Below are 17406 nucleotides of genomic sequence, written 5' to 3'. Positions count from 1 at the left end.
GTCAGGCGTCGTGGGGGACCCGCGGCCCGTCGGACACCGACTCGTCGGCGGCGGCCGGCTGCGTGGCCGTGCGCTCGGGGTGGTAGACCCAGACCTTGTAGAGCCAGAACCGGAAGACCGTGCCGAGCACGAGCCCGATGATGTTCGCGACGTTGTCGGCCAGCACCGAGGTGAGCCCCATCGCGTAGTGCGACACCCCGAGGCAGGCGAGCGCGATGACCATGCCGCCGAGCGACACGACGACGAACTCGATGCCCTCGCGGGTGGCCACGGCGCGACGCTGCTCGCGGAACGTCCAGTACCGGTTGCCCATCCAGTTCACGAAGATCGCCACGACGGTGGAGATGACCTTCGCCCAGAACGGCCCCGAGTGGACGTCCTCGGGGTTCAGGACGGTGATGCGCAGCACGTTGAACACCGTGGTGTCCACGACGAAGCCGACGGCACCGACGACGCCGAAGCGTGCCAGCTGGGCGATGAGGCGCCGCACGAGCCCTCCAGGATCCGTAGAGTTGTGACCGGTCGTGCAGAGCGCGACCCGAACAGCGATTGTAGACAACGCGTTCCCACCGCACGGTGGGAGCGCCGGAAGGATCACACAGCATGGCGTTGCGCGTCGGGGTCATCGGTGGGGGACAGCTGGCACGGATGATGGTGCCGGCCGCGGTCGAACTGGGGATCGACATCCGGGTGCTCGCCGAGGGGCCGGGCATGTCCGCCGCGATCGCCGCCACCGCCGTGGGCGACTACCACGACGCCGCCACGGTGCTCGAGTTCGCCCGACAGGTCGACGTCGTGACCTTCGACCACGAGCACGTGCCGCAGGACGTCCTGCGCAGCCTGGTCGACGCGGGCGTGTCGGTCCACCCCGGACCGGACGCGCTGGCCGTCGCCCAGGACAAGATCACCATGCGTCGCCGGCTGAGCGAACTCGGGCTGCCGGTGCCCGAATGGGCCGCCGTGCAGGGACCTGACGACCTCCGAGCATTCCTGGCGGACCACGGTGGCCGTGCCGTCGTCAAGACGCCGCGGGGCGGGTACGACGGCAAGGGCGTCCGGGTCGTCTCCGACGCGTCCGACGTCGACGACTGGTTCATCGCCGTGGCCGAGGCCGGCGGCGACCAGGCCCTCCTGGTCGAGGAGCTCGTCCCCTTCACCCGCGAGCTCGCGCAGTCCGTGGCACGCCGTCCCTCCGGGCAGGTCGTCGCCTGGCCGCTCGTCGAGACCGTGCAGCGCGACGGGGTCTGCGCCGAGGTCATCGCACCGGCCCCGGACAGCGCCGGCCGGATCGCCGACCTGACCGAGTCGATCGCCGTCCGCATCGCGGAGGAACTCGGTGTGACCGGTGTGCTGGCGGTCGAGTTGTTCCAGACCGACGACGAGCGCATCCTCATCAACGAACTCGCGATGCGTCCGCACAACACCGGGCACTGGACCATCGACGGCGCCACCACGAGCCAGTTCGAACAGCACCTGCGCGCCGTCCTCGACCTGCCGCTCGGAGCAACCGGCTCGTTCGCCCCCGCGTCCGTCATGGTGAACGTGCTCGGCGGACCCGCCGACGGCGACCTCGCCGCCCGGTACCCCGCCGCACTCGAGGCCTTCCCCGAGGCGAAGTACCACTTCTACGGCAAGGCGCCCCGGCCCGGCCGGAAGATCGGGCACGTCACGGTGCTCGGCGACGACGTCGACGACGTCGTCTACCGCGCCCGCGCGGCCGCGGCCCACTTCGACGACTGAGCCGGTGTCCGCGACACCGGGTCGCGTCCTCGACGTGACCGGCTGACGGACGGGAGGCCCGTGGCGACGCCGCCACGGGCCTCCCGTCCGTCATGGGTGCGGGACACACTTGTCGGTCGCTCTGCGGACACCCCCTCGGGTGGCACCCGCTCGGGAGGCTGGCGGGGGCCGGGAGCGCGTGTTCCCCTGGAACGGTCCGTGCCCGCCGTCCAGGGAGTCTCCATGCGCCGCCGTCCGCGTCGTGCCGCCGTCTGCGGCGCAGCCGTCGCCCTCGTCGCAGCCGTCGCCGGCCTGCTGCCCACCGCGACCGCGTCCGCCGCGACCCCGGCCTCGACCATCCGCTCGGCCACGTCCGCGTCGCTCTACGGCGCCGGGCCGTACCGGTCGCCCACGAGCGAGGCCGCGAAGGCGCAGGCCGCCCTCGCCGCCACCGACCCGGCCGGGGCTGCTGCGGCGGCGAAGATCGCCGGCTACCCCGTCGCCACGTGGCTCGGCGACTGGAGCCAGGGGACGCAGCTGACCAAGACCATCAGCACCGCCCTCACCGGGGCGGAACAATCCGGCACCACGCCCGTGTTCGTGCTCTACGCGATCCCCGACCGCGACTGCGGCGGGTACTCCGCCGGCGGCTTCGACGAGGGGTCCTACGACGCCTGGGTCGACCAGGTCACCGCGGCGCTCGCCGGGCACCGCGCAGCGGTCATCGTCGAACCGGACTCCCTCGCGATGCTCAGCAACGCCAAGTGCAGCACCGCGCTCGACGAGCAGCGCTACCGGATCCTGTCCCGCACCGTCGCCGGGCTGACCGCCGCCGGGGTCCCCGCCTACCTGGACGCCGGCAACTCGAACTGGGTGCAGCCCGCGCTGATGGCGTCGCGGCTGAACAGCGCGGGCGTGCAGCAGGCCCGCGGGTTCTTCACGAACGTCGCGAACTACTACCCGACCGCGCAGGAGCAGGCGTACGCGCAGAAGGTGTCCGCCGCCACCGGGGGCTCGCACTACGTGATCGACACCTCACGCAACGGGCAGGGCTGGCGCGGCACCTGGTGCAACGGGCCGGGCGCCGGGCTCGGCACCTCGCCCCGGGTGGTGTCCGACGGCACGGCGCTCGACGCCCTGCTGTGGGTGAAGACCCCCGGCGCGAGCGACGGCACCTGCAACGGGGCCCCGGCCGCCGGCAAGTGGTTCTCGGCCTACGCGCAGGCACTCGTCGCGAACGCACGTCCGGGAGCGCCCGCCGCCGACCTGACGCCCCGTGGCACGCTCGAGGCCGTCGCCGGGACCGGCGGCGGCGTCCGCGTGTCCGGGTGGGCCTACGACGAGGACGACCCCACGCAGCCCGTGCGGGTCCGTGCCACCGTCGACGGTGTCTCGGCCGGCGTCACCACCGCCGGGCTCGACCGGCCCGACGTCGACGCACGCTCCGGGGTCGGTGCGACCCACGGCTTCGACGTCGTGGTGCCCGCAGCGGCCGGCGCTCGCCGCGTCTGCGTCACCGCGGTGAACATCGGCGCGGGGTCGGACACCCCGCTCGGGTGCTCGACCGTCCGCGCGTACCGGCACGACCCGTACGCCGAACTGGAGTCCGCCAAGGCCGCGACCCGGGGCATCGCCGTGCGCGGCTGGGCGTTCGACGGCGACGCGGTGGCCTCGGCGAGCCGGGTGGCGATCACCGTCGACGGCAAGCGGGTGACGTCGCTGGACGCCGGCCGCAAGCGCGCCGACGTGGACGCGACCTGGGGCTCCGGCGCGTCGCACGGCTTCGCGGGCACCGTCCGGGCGGCGGCCGGCAAGCACACCGTCTGCGCGATCGTCCACAACACCGGGAGCGGAGCGGACCGCAGGGCGTCGCCGTGCCGGACGGTGACGGTGCGCTGAGCGGCGGCACCGTCCGCGAGTGACCTCGCACGGTGCGAGGCACGAGGTGCGAGAGGATGGGCACATGCCGCGTGATCTCGTCCGCCGGGCCGCCCGACGCCTGCGCCGTGCCGTCGCCGGGGCCCCGCCGCAGCCGGTGCCCCTGCCCGTCCTCGGGTACGTCGTCGCCGGTGGTGGGGGCGCGCACCCGGCCTCGGCGCACGTCCGTGTCGTCCGCCGCACCGAGCACCTGGCCGCGAGCGGCACCGCCGAGGTGCGTCAGGTCGACCCCGCAGCGTTCGTCGACGGCTCCGACCAGACGCCCTACGCCGCGCTCCTGGTGCAGCGGGACATCCTTCCCCGGGACGGTGTGCAGCCCTTCCTGGCAGCGGCCGCCTCCAGGGGCATCCGCGTCGTGGCCGAGGTCGACGACGACTTCTTCACCGAGTCCGGACGCGCACGTCTGGCCCGCGCCGAGTACGACCCCGACCGGCTCGCCTCGATCGACGCCCTGGTGCGCGGTGCCGACACCGTCGTCGTGAGCACGCCCGAACTCGCCGACGTGGTCCGTCCTGTCGCGCGGGACGTCGTCGTCGTGCCGAACGCCCTCGACCCGGCGATCTGGACTGCCGGCGCAACGGCGGACGACGACGAGCGGCCCGCGGGGGAGCACCGGGTGCTGTACATGGGCACGCTCACCCACGCCGCCGACCTCGAGCTCCTGCGTGGCGTCTTCGCCGACCTCGCCGCCGCCGACGGCACCCCGATCCGGCTCGAGGTCATCGGGGTGACCGAGGAGGGCGGCGCCGACTGGTTCCGCCGGGTCGAGGTCCCCGACGGGCACTACCCGGCGTTCTCCCGATGGCTCGTGGCGCACCGGGAGCGCTGGCGGGCGGGCGTCGCACCGCTCCGCGACGAGGAGTTCAACCGCGCGAAGAGCGACCTGAAGTTCCTCGAGTACACCGCGCTCGGACTGCCGGGCGTGGTGTCCGACCGTCCGTCCTACGCCGTCGCACGGGCCCACGGGGCCGTGGCCGTGCCGGACGACGTGCAGGCGTGGCGGGACGCCGTCCGGACCGCCGTCGAACGTGGCCGGGCGGACGAGGGGGCGGCCCGCTGGGTCGCCGAGGACCGGACGATCGGCCGTGACGGCGACACCTGGCGACGGGTGCTGCTCGGCTAGGCTCGTCGCGTGACCGACACCGCCGCACCCGCACAGCCGCTCGTCTCGATCATCATGGGGTCGGACTCCGACTGGCCGACCATGCGGGCCGCGGCGGACATCCTGACCGAACTCGGCATTCCGTTCGAGGCGGACGTCGTGTCGGCGCACCGCACGCCGGACAAGATGACCCGCTTCGCCCGCGGCGCCGCTGTCCGTGGCATCCGGGTCGTCATCGCCGGGGCCGGCGGGGCGGCGCACCTGCCGGGCATGGTGGCCTCGATGACGACGCTGCCGGTGATCGGTGTCCCGGTGCAGCTCGCGCGCCTCGACGGCCTCGACTCGCTGCTCTCGATCGTGCAGATGCCGGCGGGGATCCCGGTCGCGACGATGGCGATCAACGGTGCCGCCAACGCCGGTCTGCTGGCCGCGCGCATCATCGGTTCCTCGGAGCCGGCCGTCGCCGCTCGCCTGACCGAGTACGCCGACGGGCTCGAGCGCCTGGTCGAGGAGAAGGCGGCGCGCCTCCGCGACTCGCTCTGAGTCTGCCGCTGCGGGTTCCGAGCCGCGCTACGGTAGCGGGATGCGCCGCGCCGTCCCTGTCCTCGTCCTCTCGGCGGTCGCCGTGGTCGCCGCGGTGGTGTGCGGATCCTGCCTGGTCGCCGCCGGTCCCCTGAACCCGGTGTCCGGCTGGTTCGGCCCCGCTGAGCGGGGCTTCGTCTCGACGAAGTCGCAGTACGAGTCGATGCTCACGTCGGTGCACGTCGCCGAGGCCGCGGCCCTGGTCGCCGTCGTCGCCGCGGTGGCTGCCGTCGTGGTCGCGGTGGTGGTTCGGCGCCGGCGCGCACGGCTCTGACCCGGCGACGAGACGTCCGCGCGCATCCGATCGGGACGGCGCCGAACCCACGCCACGCGCACTGACCAGGACTTCTTGCCCGATGGCTGATCCTCGCGCAAGACCCGTGTACTGGGGGTGCGCTGGAGTGTCAACCCCCGGGCGCAGATTGTGGATAGCAACTACCGTGAACGCCGGGCAGCCGAGAGCCGGTCGCCCAGCACCCACGGGAACGGGTGCGAACAGTCACGTCAGGGAGTGACAGACCTCATGCAGAAGCGCACCACCAGGAGGGCAGCACTCGCCGTCGTGCTCCTCGGAGCAGCACTCGTCGCCGGACCGCTCGGTCAGGGGACCGCAGCGACCGCCAGCTCGGCACCGCTCGGCGACGTCGGGAACTTCAAGCAAACCTTCCGCGAGCAGTTCAGCACCGCGGCGAGCGCCAAGGGCGCCTTCGCCAAGAAGTACGCGAACTCGTGGCAGCCGTACCCGGACGGGACCGGCGGCATGTACTACTCGGGCTCGCAGATCAGCTCGCACAACGGGTACATGGACGTCAAGCTCGACGGCAAGCACGGCGCCGCCGGCACGTTCGGCACGCCGACCGGAGCCTGGGGCCACAAGGGCGGCAAGTTCATCGTCCGCGCCAAGGCGACGGGCGGTGCCGGCAACGGTGCGGCCTTCATGCTTTGGCCGTCGTCCGACCGCTGGGCCGACGGGGAGATCGACTACCCCGAGGCCAACTTCGACCAGCAGCCGATGCTGCACCACCACTCGATGATCGCGGGCCAGGAGGCCAACGCGACGAGCATGAGCACCGGCGTCTCGTGGCGTTCGTGGCACACCTACTCGATCGAGTGGGTGCCCGGGAAGTCCGTGCGGTACCGCCTCGACGGCAAGGTGATCAAGACGATCACCACCCACGTGCCGAAGACCGCACACCGCTACATGTTCCAGGTGGGCGACTGGGGCGATGCGGGGCACCTGTACATCGACTGGGTCAGTACCTACACGTACAAGGGCTGACGCGCTCCGACCGTCAGAGGTCGGCGTGCAGCTGCCAGGTCTCCGCGGCGGAGTCGGACCAGTCGTACATGCGTGCGCGGTCCGGCCCCGCCACGGCGAGCTGGCTGGCCAGGTGTGGATCGTTCACGACCTGGTAGACCGCCTGTGCCAGCCGCGCGGGGTAGGACTCCCGGGGCGACCGGGCGACGGTGACGCCGGCGTCCGACGCGACCTCCGCCACGGCGGGGTCGTCGGAGTGGATCACCGGGGTACCGAAGCTCATGGCCTCGACCACGGGCAGGCCGAAGCCCTCGGCGAGGCTGGGGAACACGAACACCGTCGCACGGTCGTAGACCACCGCGAGGTCTGCGTCGTCGATGCGGCCGAGGACCTTCACCCGGTCACGTGACAGGCCTGCGCGTTCCGCGGTGCCGTACACGTCGACGTCGCCCCAGCCGTCCGGACCGGAGATGACCAGGGGCACGTCGCCGGGGGCGTCCGGGTGGGCCATCGCTTCGATCAGGGACGCCAGGGCCTTGCGCGGCTCGAGCGTGCCGACCGCGAGCACGTAGCGGTCGGGCAGGCCGAGGCGCTCGGCGCGCAGGTCGGCGTCGACGGGCAGGCGGAGACGTCCGCTCGGCGCGCCGCCGATCACGCGGAGCCGGTCGTCGAACCGGTGGATCTCGTTCAGCGCCCCCGCCACGGCGTGGGTCGGCACCACGACGGCGTCGGCGTGCTTCCACGCCCGCTTCACCATCGCCTTGTGGAAGTGGACGCCGCGCGGCGTCAGCGTCTCGGGGTTGGTCCACGGAACCACGTCGTGCACGGTCACCACGGTCTGCCGGCCCGGGTCCTGGAAACGGTCGTGCTTGACCAGCGGCGCGAGCACGCTCGGCGCGTGCACCATGCCCTTCGCGACGCCGCCCACGAACCCGCCCTGCCAGGCGAGCGACAGCTCACGACGCGGCAGCGGCAGTCGCTGCAGGTCGGACAGCCCGGGCAGGAGCCTCCGCAGGTGCGCCATCTCGTCGGACCCGACGGCGGAGACCACACCCGCGACCTCGCAGCCGCTCGGCGCGTGCTCGACGAGGTGGCGCGCGAGCTCCTCGGCGTAGCGCCCGATGCCGCCCGGCACGGGCGCGACGATCTGGTCGACGATGACGTGGAGGGTGGTCATGGTGCTGTGCTCCTCGTCGTGGTTCGTGGACCCGTGGTCAGGGGGGCCGATGGCCGGCCCCGCGCTCGGCTGCCCGACACTACCAGGGTGATCCCGGCGCCCCCTGGGCGCGGTCGGTGGTCGGACAGGAGGCGCGGGGCGGGTCCGCGGTGTGCGGAACCCGACCCGCGCCTCCGGGGCGAGAGCCGTGCCTACGCGGTCAGCGCACCCGCCGCGACCGCAGCGTGCAACGCGTCGCGCCAGTCGCGCATCGGCGCGAGTCCGGCGCGCGACCAGCCGTCGTGGCCGAGCACGCTGTACGCCGGGCGCGGCGCCGGCCGGACGAAGGCGGCGCTGTCGGTGGGCAGCACGCGCTCCGGGTCGAGCCCGAGTTCGCGGTAGATGGCCTGCGTGAAGTCGAACCAGGAACCCTGGCCGGCGTTCGTGCCGTGGTAGATGCCCGCTGGGGCGTCCCCGTCGACGAGCTCGACGATCCGCGCGGCGAGGTCGCCCGTCCACGTCGGCTGGCCGACCTGGTCGGTGACGACGCTGACGGTGTCGTGCGTCCCCGCGAGCCGGAGCATCGTCGCGGCGAAGTTCGGCCCGTGCGCGCCGTAGATCCACGCGGTGCGGACGACGTACGAGGTGTCCGGGGCGATCGCGCGCACGAACGCCTCGCCGGCGGCCTTGGTGCGGCCGTAGGCGTTGATCGGGTCGGTCGGGGCGTCCTCGGCGTAGGGCGCGGTCCCGTTGCCGTCGAAGACGTAGTCGGTCGACACGGTGACGAGCTTCGCGCCGTGGCGGACCGCGGCCTCGGCCAGGAGCTTCGGCCCCGTCGCGTTGACCGCGTGGGCGTCGTCCTCGTGGTCTTCCGCGTCGTCGACCTTCGTGTAGGCGGCCGAGTTGATCACGACGTCGTGCCCGGCGACGGCGGCGTCCACCGCGGCCGGGTCGGTGATGTCGAGGTCCGCCCGCGACAGCGCGGTGACGTCGCGGCCGGCGAGTGCGGCCTGGAGGTCCTTGCCGAGCATGCCGGCGGCGCCGGTGATGAGGTACCTGGTCACGGTGTGCCGGTTCAGCTCAGGGCCGCACGCTGCTTGAGCGGCTCCCACCAGGCGCGGTTGTCGCGGTACCACTGCACGACGTCGGCCAGGCCCTGCTCGAACGGCACGAGCGGCTCGTAGCCGAGCTCGGCCTGGATCTTCGAGATGTCGACCGAGTAGCGCAGGTCGTGGCCGAGGCGGTCGGCGACGCGGTCGACGTACGACCAGTCCTTGCCGGTCGCGTCGAGCAGCAGCTGCGTGAGCTCCTTGTTGGTCAGCTCGGTGCCGCCGCCGATGTTGTAGATCTCGCCGGCGCGGCCACGGGTCAGGACCATCGCGATGCCACGGGTGTGGTCGTCGACGTGCAGCCAGTCGCGGATGTTGTTGCCCTCGCCGTACAGCGGCACGTGCTGGTCGTCGATGAGGTTGGTGACGAACAGCGGGATGACCTTCTCGGGGAAGTGGTACGGCCCGTAGTTGTTCGAGCAGCGCGTGATCGACAGGTTCAGCCCGTGCGTGCGGTGGTAGCTGCGGGCGAGCAGGTCGCTGCCGGCTTTCGACGCCGAGTACGGCGAGTTCGGTTCGAGCGGGCGCTCCTCGTCCCACGAGCCCTCGCTGATGGAGCCGTAGACCTCGTCGGTGGAGACGTGCACGAAGCGCTCGGTGCCGTGGCGGAGCGCGGCGTCGAGCAGGCGCTGCGTGCCCACGACGTTGGTCTCGACGAAGATGCCGGAGTCGCGGACCGAGCGGTCGACGTGGGACTCGGCGGCGAAGTGCACGATGGCGTCGACGGTCGGCACGACCTCGTCGAGCTTCGCGGCGTCGCGGATGTCGCCGTGCACGAAGGTGTAGCGGGGGGAGTCGGCGACCGGGGCGAGGTTCGCTTCGTTGCCGGAGTAGGTCAGTGCGTCGTAGACGACGACCTCGGCGCCCTCGAGGCCGGGGTACGCGTCCTCCAGCGTGCGGCGGACGAAGTTCGAGCCGATGAAACCGGCTCCTCCGGTGACGAGGATCTTCACGAGTTCTCTTTCCTGACGGTCGGTTCGTGGGTCGGCGGCGATTCTAGCGGGCCGCTGGTGGGGTCGGCGGGCTCGGCGGCCGTGGCGGGTGCTCCCGTCTCGGCGACGGTCCGCCACACCAGGACGACGGTCGCGGCGGCGGCGGCCGCGAACAGGACGGCGACCAGCGCGATCACGGCCGGGCCGGTGAGTGCGCCGCCGGCCATCGCGGAGATCCCGCCGGGCGTGACGCGGAACTGCGTGTTCTCCCACCCGCCGCGGTAGGTCAGGCCGATGCCGTACGTGCCGATCGCGAGGGAGCCGACGACCGCCGACCGGGCCAGGCGCCGACGCAGCTCCGGACGGACGACGAGGGCGTGCCATGCGACCGCCTGGGCGAGCACGAGCGCCACGACCGCGACGAACAGGAACCGGCCCTGCAGCCCGTTGCCCTGGTGCGTGCCGAGGTAGTTCCGCCAGTTGTAGGCGAGGGTGGCGACGAGGACCACCGTCGGCCAGACGAGCAGGATCGTGGTCACCCGGCGACCCGGAGTCCGGCGGGCGTACGACCACCCGATGACGGCCAGCCCCACCACCGCGAGCGTGTCGACGACCATCGGCGGCAACGGCCACTGGTTCGCACCGAGTGCACCGAAGAACGAGGCGGTCAGGCCGTCCCACTGGCGCCCGGCGAATGCCCCGGGGTTCGCGCCGCCCGCCGGGTACGGCTGCACGGTCGTCACGGCACGCAGGGCGTCGGGCAGGAGCGTCCCGCTGACGAGCAGCGTCCGCACCCACCACCAGCCGGACACGGCGACGGCAGCGAGGACGACCACGCCGGCGTGCAGGCCCCGGCGGCCCCACGTCCGGCCCGGTGCCAGGGCGAACACGAGGACGACGAACGGGATCGCCAGGAGCCCCAGCGCGTTCAGGGCGGCCAGTCCGGTGACGGCGACGGCGAGCCCGGCGGTGGTCCACCACGAACGGTCGCCGGTCAGCACGCGTGCGCTCAACCAGACGAGCACGGCGCCGAGCAGGACGACCGGTGCCCACACCGTGACGCCGGAGGTGACCTGCGCCAGCTGCGGGACGGCGAAGAGCAGGACCGGGGCGACGAGTGCGGTGCGGGGCGAGCGGGTCACCCGACGGACCGTCGCCCAGACCAGGACCGGCAGCGCGGTGACGAGCAGCACGTCAAACACGCGGAGCACGAGCACCGAGGTCGCCCAGTCGTGCGAGCCGAACCGGATGACGCGCAGGATCCCGGCGGCCACCAACCAGTACGTCGGCGGGTTCTGGGACATCGGGTCGATCGCCGGGGAGTCCCCGGGCACCGCCGCCAGCAGCGCGTCGACCGTGGGGCGGTCGACGGCCGGTGCCGGGTGCTCGACGATCTGCCGCACGGCGGCGAGGTAGTGCATCTCGCCGCCGTGCGGCCAGCCGAGTCCGAGCGCGAGGCGGAACGCGGCGTCGACGTGTGCGGGCTCGTCGGGTGCCCCGAAGGCCGGGGTGACGAGGGCGAAGGTCAGCAGGAAGGCGAGCCAGGCCAGCGTCACGGTGCCGAGCAGGACCCACTCGTGCCGGCCGACGAGCGGTCGTGGGGCGCTCACGCGGGCACCTCCGGACGGCGCATGAACCGGACGAGCAGCACGGCGGTGACGGTCAGCGCGACCGCGGCGACGGCGACGAGGGTGAAGTTCGTGCCGGCGGGGACCATGCCGTAGCGGTCGAACCGGCCGATCGCGAACTCGTCGACCCAGAAGGCGGCGTCCCGCCCGAAGGCCCGCAGCGCGTAGGCGACGCCGTACAGTGCGATGGCCATCGACGCGATCGACATCCCGACGGCGAGCCGCGTGGTGCCGGCTGCCGTCACGGTGACCCGGCGCCAGGCGAGGGCGCTCAGGGCGATGAGGGCGATGAGCGTGGGGTAGTAGTAGCGCCCCTGGGTGCCGGCGACGATGGTGCTCCGGACGTACCCGCCCCACCCGCTCTGCAGGTGCAGGGCGATGAGGATGACGGGGAACGACGCCAGCACGATCGCCGGGCGGAGCGACGGGCCGCGGCGGAAGCCCCAGACGACGATGCCGACGAGCGACGCGATGGTCAGCCCGTCGATCAGGACCTGGGCGAGCTGGAACTGGGTGAGACCGCCGACGCTGCCCCAGAAGGTCCGGGTGACGCCGTTCCAGTAGTCGCGGAGGAACACCTCGGGGCTGGCGGCGGTGCCGGCCGGGAACGGCATCGGCGGACGTGCGCCGGCCATGCCGTCCGGCTGGATGTCGCGGTACACGAGGATGTTGCGCAGCCACCACCAGCCACCGACGACGGCGGCGAGCCCCAGGGTCCACAGCGTCCGGAGCGCGTTCCGCCAGACGGTCGCCCGGGTGCAGCCAGCGGCCATCACGGCGATGCCCACGAACGGGATCGCGGGCAGCGCGGTGCCCTTGACGAGCAGCATCGCGCCGAGCAGCAGCCCGATCCAAATGGTCGTGCGCACCCGCAGGTCGCCCGTGAGCAGTCGCACCACGAAGTACACGAGCGCCCCGGCCAACGGCAGCATGAGCGCGTCGTTCGTGACCGACGTGCCGATCGAGGCGACCTCGGGCAGGGCGAACACCGCGGCACCGCCGACCAGGGCGGCCCGTGGTGAGCGGGTCAGCCGACGAACGGTGGCCCACGCCAGGAACGGCAGCGGCAGGACGAGCAAGGCGTCGAACAGTCGCAGCACCATGACGGCGAGGTCCCAGCGGAGGTCCTCGAAGTGCACCAGCTGCAGGACCCCGGCGGCCAGGGCGTAGTACGTGGCGGGGTGCTGCGACATCTGGTCGATGCTCGTCGGGTGCACGCCCGGGAACTCGCGGAGCAGCTCGCCCCACGTCTGGTTCACGTCGGTCGACTGCCGCATGTTGCTGATCTGGGTGTCGTGCACCGCGTTGAGGTAATGCATAGCACCGGGTGCCGGCCAGCCGTCACCGATCGCCAGGTGCAGCACGGCGTCGACGTGGGTCGGCTCGTCCGGGGCCTTGTACGTCGTGGTGACGACGGCCCAGACCGCGAGGACGGCGGCGAACGCCACCGTCAACGCGATCACGAGGATGCGCTCGCGCCGCCCGACCGCGGGTCGGGTGTCGGAGCGCGACACGGCCGGGGCCGTGTCAGTCGCCATACCGCTGCAGTTTCTGCAGGTCGAGCTGCTCCTCGGCCAGCGTGCGGTTGAGGCGGGTGAGGTCGGCCACGACGCCGATGACTATGGAGAGGAGCGCCGTGATGAGCAGGACGACGCCGAGGATGATCGACTGCAGGTGGTTGCCGCCGGTCTGCATCGCCAGGAGCACCAGGTACCGGATGAGCGGCCAGAGCCCGAGGGCACCGAGCACCGCCGCGACCCAGAGGAACAGGGCCATCGGCCGGTACATCAGGTAGACACGGGCGATCGCCGAGCCGGACTCGAACATGTGCTGGAAGATGTTGTTGAAGAGCCGCGACTCGCGGGTCTTCGGGTTCGTCGTGATCGGGACCGACGCGATCGCCAGGCGCTTGTAGCCGGCCTGCACGATGGTCTCCATGCAGTAGCTGAAGCGCGTCACGATGTTCAGGCGGATGAGCGAGTACTTCGAGTACGCGCGGAACCCGCTCGCCGCGTCGGGCAGGTCGAGCCCGGCCGCACGGCTCGCGACCCACGAGCCGAAGCGCTGCATGACCTTCTTGAAGCCGGAGAAGTGCTCGATGGTGCGCGTCTGCCGGTCGCCGATGACGATCTCGGCTTCCTTCCGGAGGATCGGCTGCACGAGCTCGGCGATCTGCGCCTGCGGGTACTGGTTGTCCCCGTCGGTGTTCACGACGATGTCCGCACCGTGCAGCAGCGCGTAGTCGACGCCGTCACGGAACGAGCGGGCGAGGCCCATGTTCGTGGTGTGGTGCACGAAGTGCTTGACGCCGTGCTCCTTGGCGACCTCGACGGTGCGGTCGGTGCTGCCGTCGTTGATCACCAGGATCTCGATCTCGTCGATGCCGTCGATCTCCCGCGGGATGGAGTCGATGACGCTGGCGAGGGTGTTCTCCTCGTTGAGGCAGGGGATCTGGACGAATAGCTTCACGGGCTCGCTGGGTCTCGTTTCGGGAGTCGGCAATGCGCAGAACCATGACAGCCTATGCGAACTCACGGCTTGCTAGGCTTCCCCGGTGCAGATCCGCGAACTGAAGATCCCTGGCGCGTGGGAGTTCACGCCCGTCCAGCACGGCGACGCACGAGGAGCATTCCTCGAGGCGTACCGTGCCGACGTGCTCGAGGAGACCGTCGGTCACCCGCTCGACCTCCGCCAGGTGAACATGTCGATCTCCGCGGCCGGTGTCGCCCGCGGCATCCACTACGCCCTCGTCGCGCCGAGCCAGGCGAAGTACGTCACCGCCGTGCGCGGGGCGTTCATCGACTACATCGTGGACATCCGCGTCGGGTCCCCGACGTTCGGCCAGTGGGACTCCGTCCGGATCGACGACGTCGACCGCAAGGCCGTCTACCTGTCCGAAGGGCTCGGTCACGCGATCGTCGCGCTCGAGGACCAGTCGACCGTGAACTACCTGGTCAGCGCGCACTACAACCCCGAGCGCGAGAAGGGGATCACGATCCTCGACCCGACGGTCGGGCTCGACCTGCCCGAGGGCCTCGGCGAGCTGGTGCTGTCCGAGAAGGACACCAGCGCCCCCACCCTCGAGGAAGCCGCGGCACAGGGCCTGCTGCCGACGTACGAGGAGTGCGTCGCGTACACCGAGTCGCTCCGGACGAAGAAGTAAGGGACGGGACACCGATGAAGGGCATCATCCTCGCCGAAGTAGCCGACCCGCGACCCATGGGAGCAGTCCGATCATGAAGGGCATCATCCTCGCCGGCGGTTCCGGCACGCGCCTCTGGCCGATCACCAAGGGCATCAGCAAGCAGCTCATGCCGATCTACGACAAGCCGATGGTCTACTACCCCCTGTCGACCCTGATGATGGCGGGCGTCCGAGAGGTGTTGGTCATCACGACGCCGGAGTACAACGACCAGTTCCGGGCCCTGCTCGGCGACGGCTCGGCGCTCGGCATGGAGATCCAGTACGCCGTGCAGCCGTCCCCCGACGGTCTGGCGCAGGCCTTCGTCATCGGTGAGGAGTTCATCGGCGACGACAGCGTCGCCCTCGTCCTCGGCGACAACATCTTCCACGGCACCGGCCTCGGCACGAACCTCCGGAAGAACACCGACGTCCAGGGTGCGACGATCTTCGCGTACCACGTGGCCGACCCGAAGGCGTACGGCGTCGTGGAGTTCGACGACGACTTCACCGCCGTCTCCATCGAGGAGAAGCCGGCCGAGCCGAAGTCGAACTACGCCGTCCCCGGCCTGTACTTCTACGACAACAAGGTCATCGAGATCGCCAAGACGATCGAGCCGAGCGCCCGTGGCGAGCTCGAGATCTCCACGGTCAACGAGCGCTACCTCGAGGCCGGCGAGCTCGGCGTCCAGGTCCTCGACCGCGGCACCGCGTGGCTCGACACCGGCACGTTCGAGTCGATGATGCAGGCGTCGGAGTACGTGAAGGTCATCGAGGACCGTCAGGGCTTCAAGATCGGCTGCATCGAGGAGATCGCCTGGCGGAACGGCTGGATCGACGACGCGCAGCTCGCCGAGCTCGCCGCGCCGCTGGTCAAGGGCGGCTACGGCGTCTACCTGCAGCGACTCCTCGGCGTCTAGCTCCGCACGTGACCCCCGCCCCCGGTTGGTTCGGTCGACGCCGCCGTCCGGATGCGACGGCCTCCGGCCACCCCGGCCAGGAGGCCCGCCCCGCGTCCGTGACGGCGGCGTCCGTCGTTCCCGTGACCGGGTTCCCGGACCCGCTGCCGCGGCTCGACCAGGACGTCACGGTGCTCGTCACGACCCGTTCGGACCGGCACGCCGAGGTCGCCCGGCTCGTGTCGGTCGCCCGTGATGCCTTCGGCCGCGGGGTCGACGTCCGCGCCGTGAGCTACGTCGCGGATGCCTCGCCGGTCGACCCGTTCGGCCGTCGCCTGCCGTGGGTCCGACCGGAACCCGTCGACGGCCTCGGCTCGGCGATCAACGCCGGGGTCACAGCCGGTGCGGGCCGGACGCTCGTGGTGGTCGACACCTCGGTGTCGGTCGACGTGCCGGCGCTGCACGCCCTGGCGGCGGCGGGTTCGGTCGCGCAGGCCCGGGTGCGGATGCCGGACGGCATGCTCCGCTCCGGTGCCCGGCTGCTGCGCCCCGGCGCCCTGCCGTGGTCGGACGACCGCGTCGACGCCGTGACCGGCGTCGACACCGTCTTCGCGGCGGACCAGCCGGTGCTCTCGGTGCCGGGGGCGGCACTGGTGCCGGCACCGTGCCTCCCGGACGAACGCATGACCCTGACGGCCTGGAGCCGCGCGGTCGCCGATGCCGACGGCGGAGCGGTGCGCGTCGTCGGCGAGGCGACCCGCTCGGTCGAGGCCGGTCGGACCGTCGACGCCGCGACCGTCGACGCGTTCACCGCCTGGCGCGACCGCGCGTCCGAGGGCGACGGTGTCGTCGCCGGACCGCCCCTGCCTCCCTGGGGCGCCCGGCCGGTGGCCCCGGCCGCGCGCGAGACCGGCGGTGACGCCGAACAGCTCACCTGGTCGCTCAAGATCGCTGCGCCCGCCGGGCCGGAGGGTGACGGCTGGGGCGACGTGCACTTCGCCGCCGAGCTCGCCGGAGCACTCGAGCGGCTGGGGCAGCGCGTCCGGATCGACCGACGCGACGCGCACGTGCGGGCCGACGATGCCTCGGACGACGTCACGCTGGTGATCCGGGGCCTCGACCGGGTGCCGCCGAACCCGGCGTCGGTGAACCTGCTCTGGGTGATCAGCCATCCCGACGACGTCGCCGACACGGAACTGCGGTCGTTCGACGCGGTGTTCGCGGCCGGGCCGGTGTGGGCAGCCGCGGCCGCTGCGCGTGCGGGTGTGCCGGTCCGGACCCTGCTGCAGGCGACCGAGCCGGCCGTGTTCGACCCGGGCGCACGCACGGCGACGAGCCCCGATGCCGACCACGTGGTGTTCGTCGGCTCGACCCGCGGCGCCGCGCGACCCATCGTGTCCGACGCGGTCGCGCTCGGTGCCGACCTGCGCGTGCACGGTCCGGGCTGGGGAGAGGTCGTCCCCGCGGAGTCGCTCGGCGAACCGTCGCTGACTCGGGCCGAGGTCGCGGCGGCCTACGCCTCGGCGCGTGTGGTGCTCAACGACCACTGGCCCGACATGGCCGCCGGAGGGTTCGTGTCGAACCGGGTGTTCGACGTGCTGGCGTCCGGGGGAGTCGTCGTGACCGACCCGGTGGCCGGACTGTCCGACGTGCTGGACGTGCCGACCCTCGAGGTGGCGGGCTCCCGCGACGCGCTGGCCGACCTGCTCGACCCGGCGCGCCCGTGGCCGTCGGCTGCCGAGCGGGCCGCCGTGGCCGAGCGCATCGCCGCCGAGCACTCCTTCGACGCCCGCGCCGCCGTGCTGCTGGCGGCGGCCCGCGCCGAGCGCGCGCTCCGACGCCGCAGGAACCAGCTTTCGGACACCGCACCGTGAAGATCCGTGGTGCTGTGTCCGGAACCTGG

Annotated in this window: 16 protein-coding genes; 9 read left to right on the top strand and 7 right to left on the bottom strand. The window is 72.2% G+C overall.

The features are described 5' to 3' along the window. Window position 1: 1 nt before the first annotated feature. Window positions 2–490, bottom strand: a complete 489-nt coding sequence (locus DEJ20_RS12260) for a GtrA family protein (protein ID WP_111225090.1) — start codon at window positions 488–490, stop codon at window positions 2–4. Between the two features lie 113 nt (window positions 491–603). On the opposite strand from DEJ20_RS12260, the gene DEJ20_RS12255 reads away from it, so the two are divergent. The 6 genes from DEJ20_RS12255 to DEJ20_RS12230 all read left to right on the top strand — a co-directional run bounded on the left by DEJ20_RS12255 (window position 604) and on the right by DEJ20_RS12230 (window position 6620). After that, the gene (locus DEJ20_RS12255; RefSeq protein WP_111235525.1) at window positions 604–1740 is read left to right on the top strand and encodes a 5-(carboxyamino)imidazole ribonucleotide synthase; all 1137 of its coding nucleotides are present in this window, start codon (window positions 604–606) and stop codon (window positions 1738–1740) included. 222 nt (window positions 1741–1962) lie between these two features. Continuing rightward, entirely contained in the window at window positions 1963–3618 is a 1656-nt protein-coding gene (locus DEJ20_RS12250; protein WP_111235524.1) for a glycoside hydrolase family 6 protein, read from the top strand. Window positions 3619–3682: 64 nt separating this feature from the next. Further along, entirely contained in the window at window positions 3683–4780 is a 1098-nt protein-coding gene (locus tag DEJ20_RS12245; protein ID WP_111235523.1) for a glycosyltransferase family protein, read from the top strand. Between the two features lie 9 nt (window positions 4781–4789). Next, window positions 4790–5302, top strand: a complete 513-nt coding sequence (purE, locus tag DEJ20_RS12240) for a 5-(carboxyamino)imidazole ribonucleotide mutase (RefSeq protein ID WP_220034996.1) — start codon at window positions 4790–4792, stop codon at window positions 5300–5302. 40 nt (window positions 5303–5342) lie between these two features. Continuing rightward, window positions 5343–5615, top strand: a complete 273-nt coding sequence (locus tag DEJ20_RS12235) for a hypothetical protein (RefSeq protein ID WP_111235522.1) — start codon at window positions 5343–5345, stop codon at window positions 5613–5615. Between the two features lie 249 nt (window positions 5616–5864). After that, window positions 5865–6620 (top strand): family 16 glycosylhydrolase, encoded by a 756-nt coding sequence (locus DEJ20_RS12230; protein WP_284183328.1) that lies wholly within the window; start codon window positions 5865–5867, stop codon window positions 6618–6620. Window positions 6621–6633: 13 nt separating this feature from the next. On the opposite strand, the gene DEJ20_RS12225 is transcribed toward DEJ20_RS12230, so the two are convergent. The 6 genes from DEJ20_RS12225 to DEJ20_RS12200 all read right to left on the bottom strand — a co-directional run bounded on the left by DEJ20_RS12225 (window position 6634) and on the right by DEJ20_RS12200 (window position 13893). After that, entirely contained in the window at window positions 6634–7776 is a 1143-nt protein-coding gene (locus DEJ20_RS12225) for a glycosyltransferase family 4 protein (protein WP_111235520.1), read from the bottom strand. A 191-nt stretch (window positions 7777–7967) separates the two neighbouring features. Continuing rightward, the gene (gene rfbD / locus DEJ20_RS12220) at window positions 7968–8819 is read right to left on the bottom strand and encodes a dTDP-4-dehydrorhamnose reductase (RefSeq protein WP_111235519.1); all 852 of its coding nucleotides are present in this window, start codon (window positions 8817–8819) and stop codon (window positions 7968–7970) included. Window positions 8820–8830: 11 nt separating this feature from the next. Further along, a complete protein-coding gene (gene rfbB, locus DEJ20_RS12215) occupies window positions 8831–9817 on the bottom strand; it encodes a dTDP-glucose 4,6-dehydratase (protein ID WP_110892679.1) in 987 nt (328 codons plus the stop codon). After that, a complete protein-coding gene (locus tag DEJ20_RS12210) occupies window positions 9814–11406 on the bottom strand; it encodes a glycosyltransferase family 39 protein (protein WP_111235518.1) in 1593 nt (530 codons plus the stop codon). The genes rfbB and DEJ20_RS12210 overlap by 4 nt, the downstream gene beginning before the upstream one ends. Next, the gene (locus DEJ20_RS12205) at window positions 11403–12962 is read right to left on the bottom strand and encodes an ArnT family glycosyltransferase (protein WP_111235517.1); all 1560 of its coding nucleotides are present in this window, start codon (window positions 12960–12962) and stop codon (window positions 11403–11405) included. The genes DEJ20_RS12210 and DEJ20_RS12205 overlap by 4 nt, the downstream gene beginning before the upstream one ends. Continuing rightward, window positions 12952–13893: a glycosyltransferase family 2 protein gene (locus tag DEJ20_RS12200; protein WP_071406435.1), complete on the bottom strand. Its 942-nt coding sequence runs from the start codon at window positions 13891–13893 to the stop codon at window positions 12952–12954. The genes DEJ20_RS12205 and DEJ20_RS12200 overlap by 11 nt, the downstream gene beginning before the upstream one ends. Window positions 13894–13978: 85 nt before the next feature. Here DEJ20_RS12200 and DEJ20_RS12195 point away from each other — a divergent pair, with 85 nt between their 5' ends. From DEJ20_RS12195 to DEJ20_RS12185, 3 genes are all read left to right on the top strand, one after another. Next, window positions 13979–14587 carry a dTDP-4-dehydrorhamnose 3,5-epimerase family protein gene (locus DEJ20_RS12195; RefSeq protein ID WP_071406436.1) on the top strand — a complete coding sequence of 203 codons (609 nt, stop codon included), beginning with the start codon at window positions 13979–13981 and terminating at the stop codon, window positions 14585–14587. Between the two features lie 73 nt (window positions 14588–14660). Then, window positions 14661–15524, top strand: coding sequence for a glucose-1-phosphate thymidylyltransferase RfbA (rfbA, locus tag DEJ20_RS12190; protein WP_111029470.1), 864 nt, complete (start codon window positions 14661–14663; stop codon window positions 15522–15524). Window positions 15525–15646: 122 nt separating this feature from the next. Further along, window positions 15647–17377: a glycosyltransferase family protein gene (locus DEJ20_RS12185; RefSeq protein WP_146245439.1), complete on the top strand. Its 1731-nt coding sequence runs from the start codon at window positions 15647–15649 to the stop codon at window positions 17375–17377. Window positions 17378–17406 lie beyond the last annotated feature (29 nt).

The sequence above is a fragment of the Curtobacterium sp. MCSS17_005 genome, from assembly GCF_003234225.2.
GTDB lineage: Bacteria > Actinomycetota > Actinomycetes > Actinomycetales > Microbacteriaceae > Curtobacterium > Curtobacterium flaccumfaciens.
This window is presented reverse-complemented; position numbering and strand designations above follow the sequence as displayed.

Excerpts from the sequence above, each read along its gene's own strand:
- DEJ20_RS12235 (WP_111235522.1), top strand. The coding sequence starts at position 5,343 with ATGCGCCGCGCCGTCCCTGTCCTCGTCCTCTCGGCGGTCGCCGTGGTC.
- DEJ20_RS12225 (WP_111235520.1), bottom strand. The coding sequence starts at position 7,776 with ATGACCACCCTCCACGTCATCGTCGACCAGATCGTCGCGCCCGTGCCG.
- DEJ20_RS12255 (WP_111235525.1), top strand. The coding sequence starts at position 604 with ATGGCGTTGCGCGTCGGGGTCATCGGTGGGGGACAGCTGGCACGGATG.
- DEJ20_RS12250 (WP_111235524.1), top strand. The coding sequence starts at position 1,963 with ATGCGCCGCCGTCCGCGTCGTGCCGCCGTCTGCGGCGCAGCCGTCGCC.
- rfbA (WP_111029470.1), top strand. The coding sequence starts at position 14,661 with ATGAAGGGCATCATCCTCGCCGGCGGTTCCGGCACGCGCCTCTGGCCG.
- DEJ20_RS12205 (WP_111235517.1), bottom strand. The coding sequence starts at position 12,962 with ATGGCGACTGACACGGCCCCGGCCGTGTCGCGCTCCGACACCCGACCC.
- DEJ20_RS12245 (WP_111235523.1), top strand. The coding sequence starts at position 3,683 with ATGCCGCGTGATCTCGTCCGCCGGGCCGCCCGACGCCTGCGCCGTGCC.
- DEJ20_RS12230 (WP_284183328.1), top strand. The coding sequence starts at position 5,865 with ATGCAGAAGCGCACCACCAGGAGGGCAGCACTCGCCGTCGTGCTCCTC.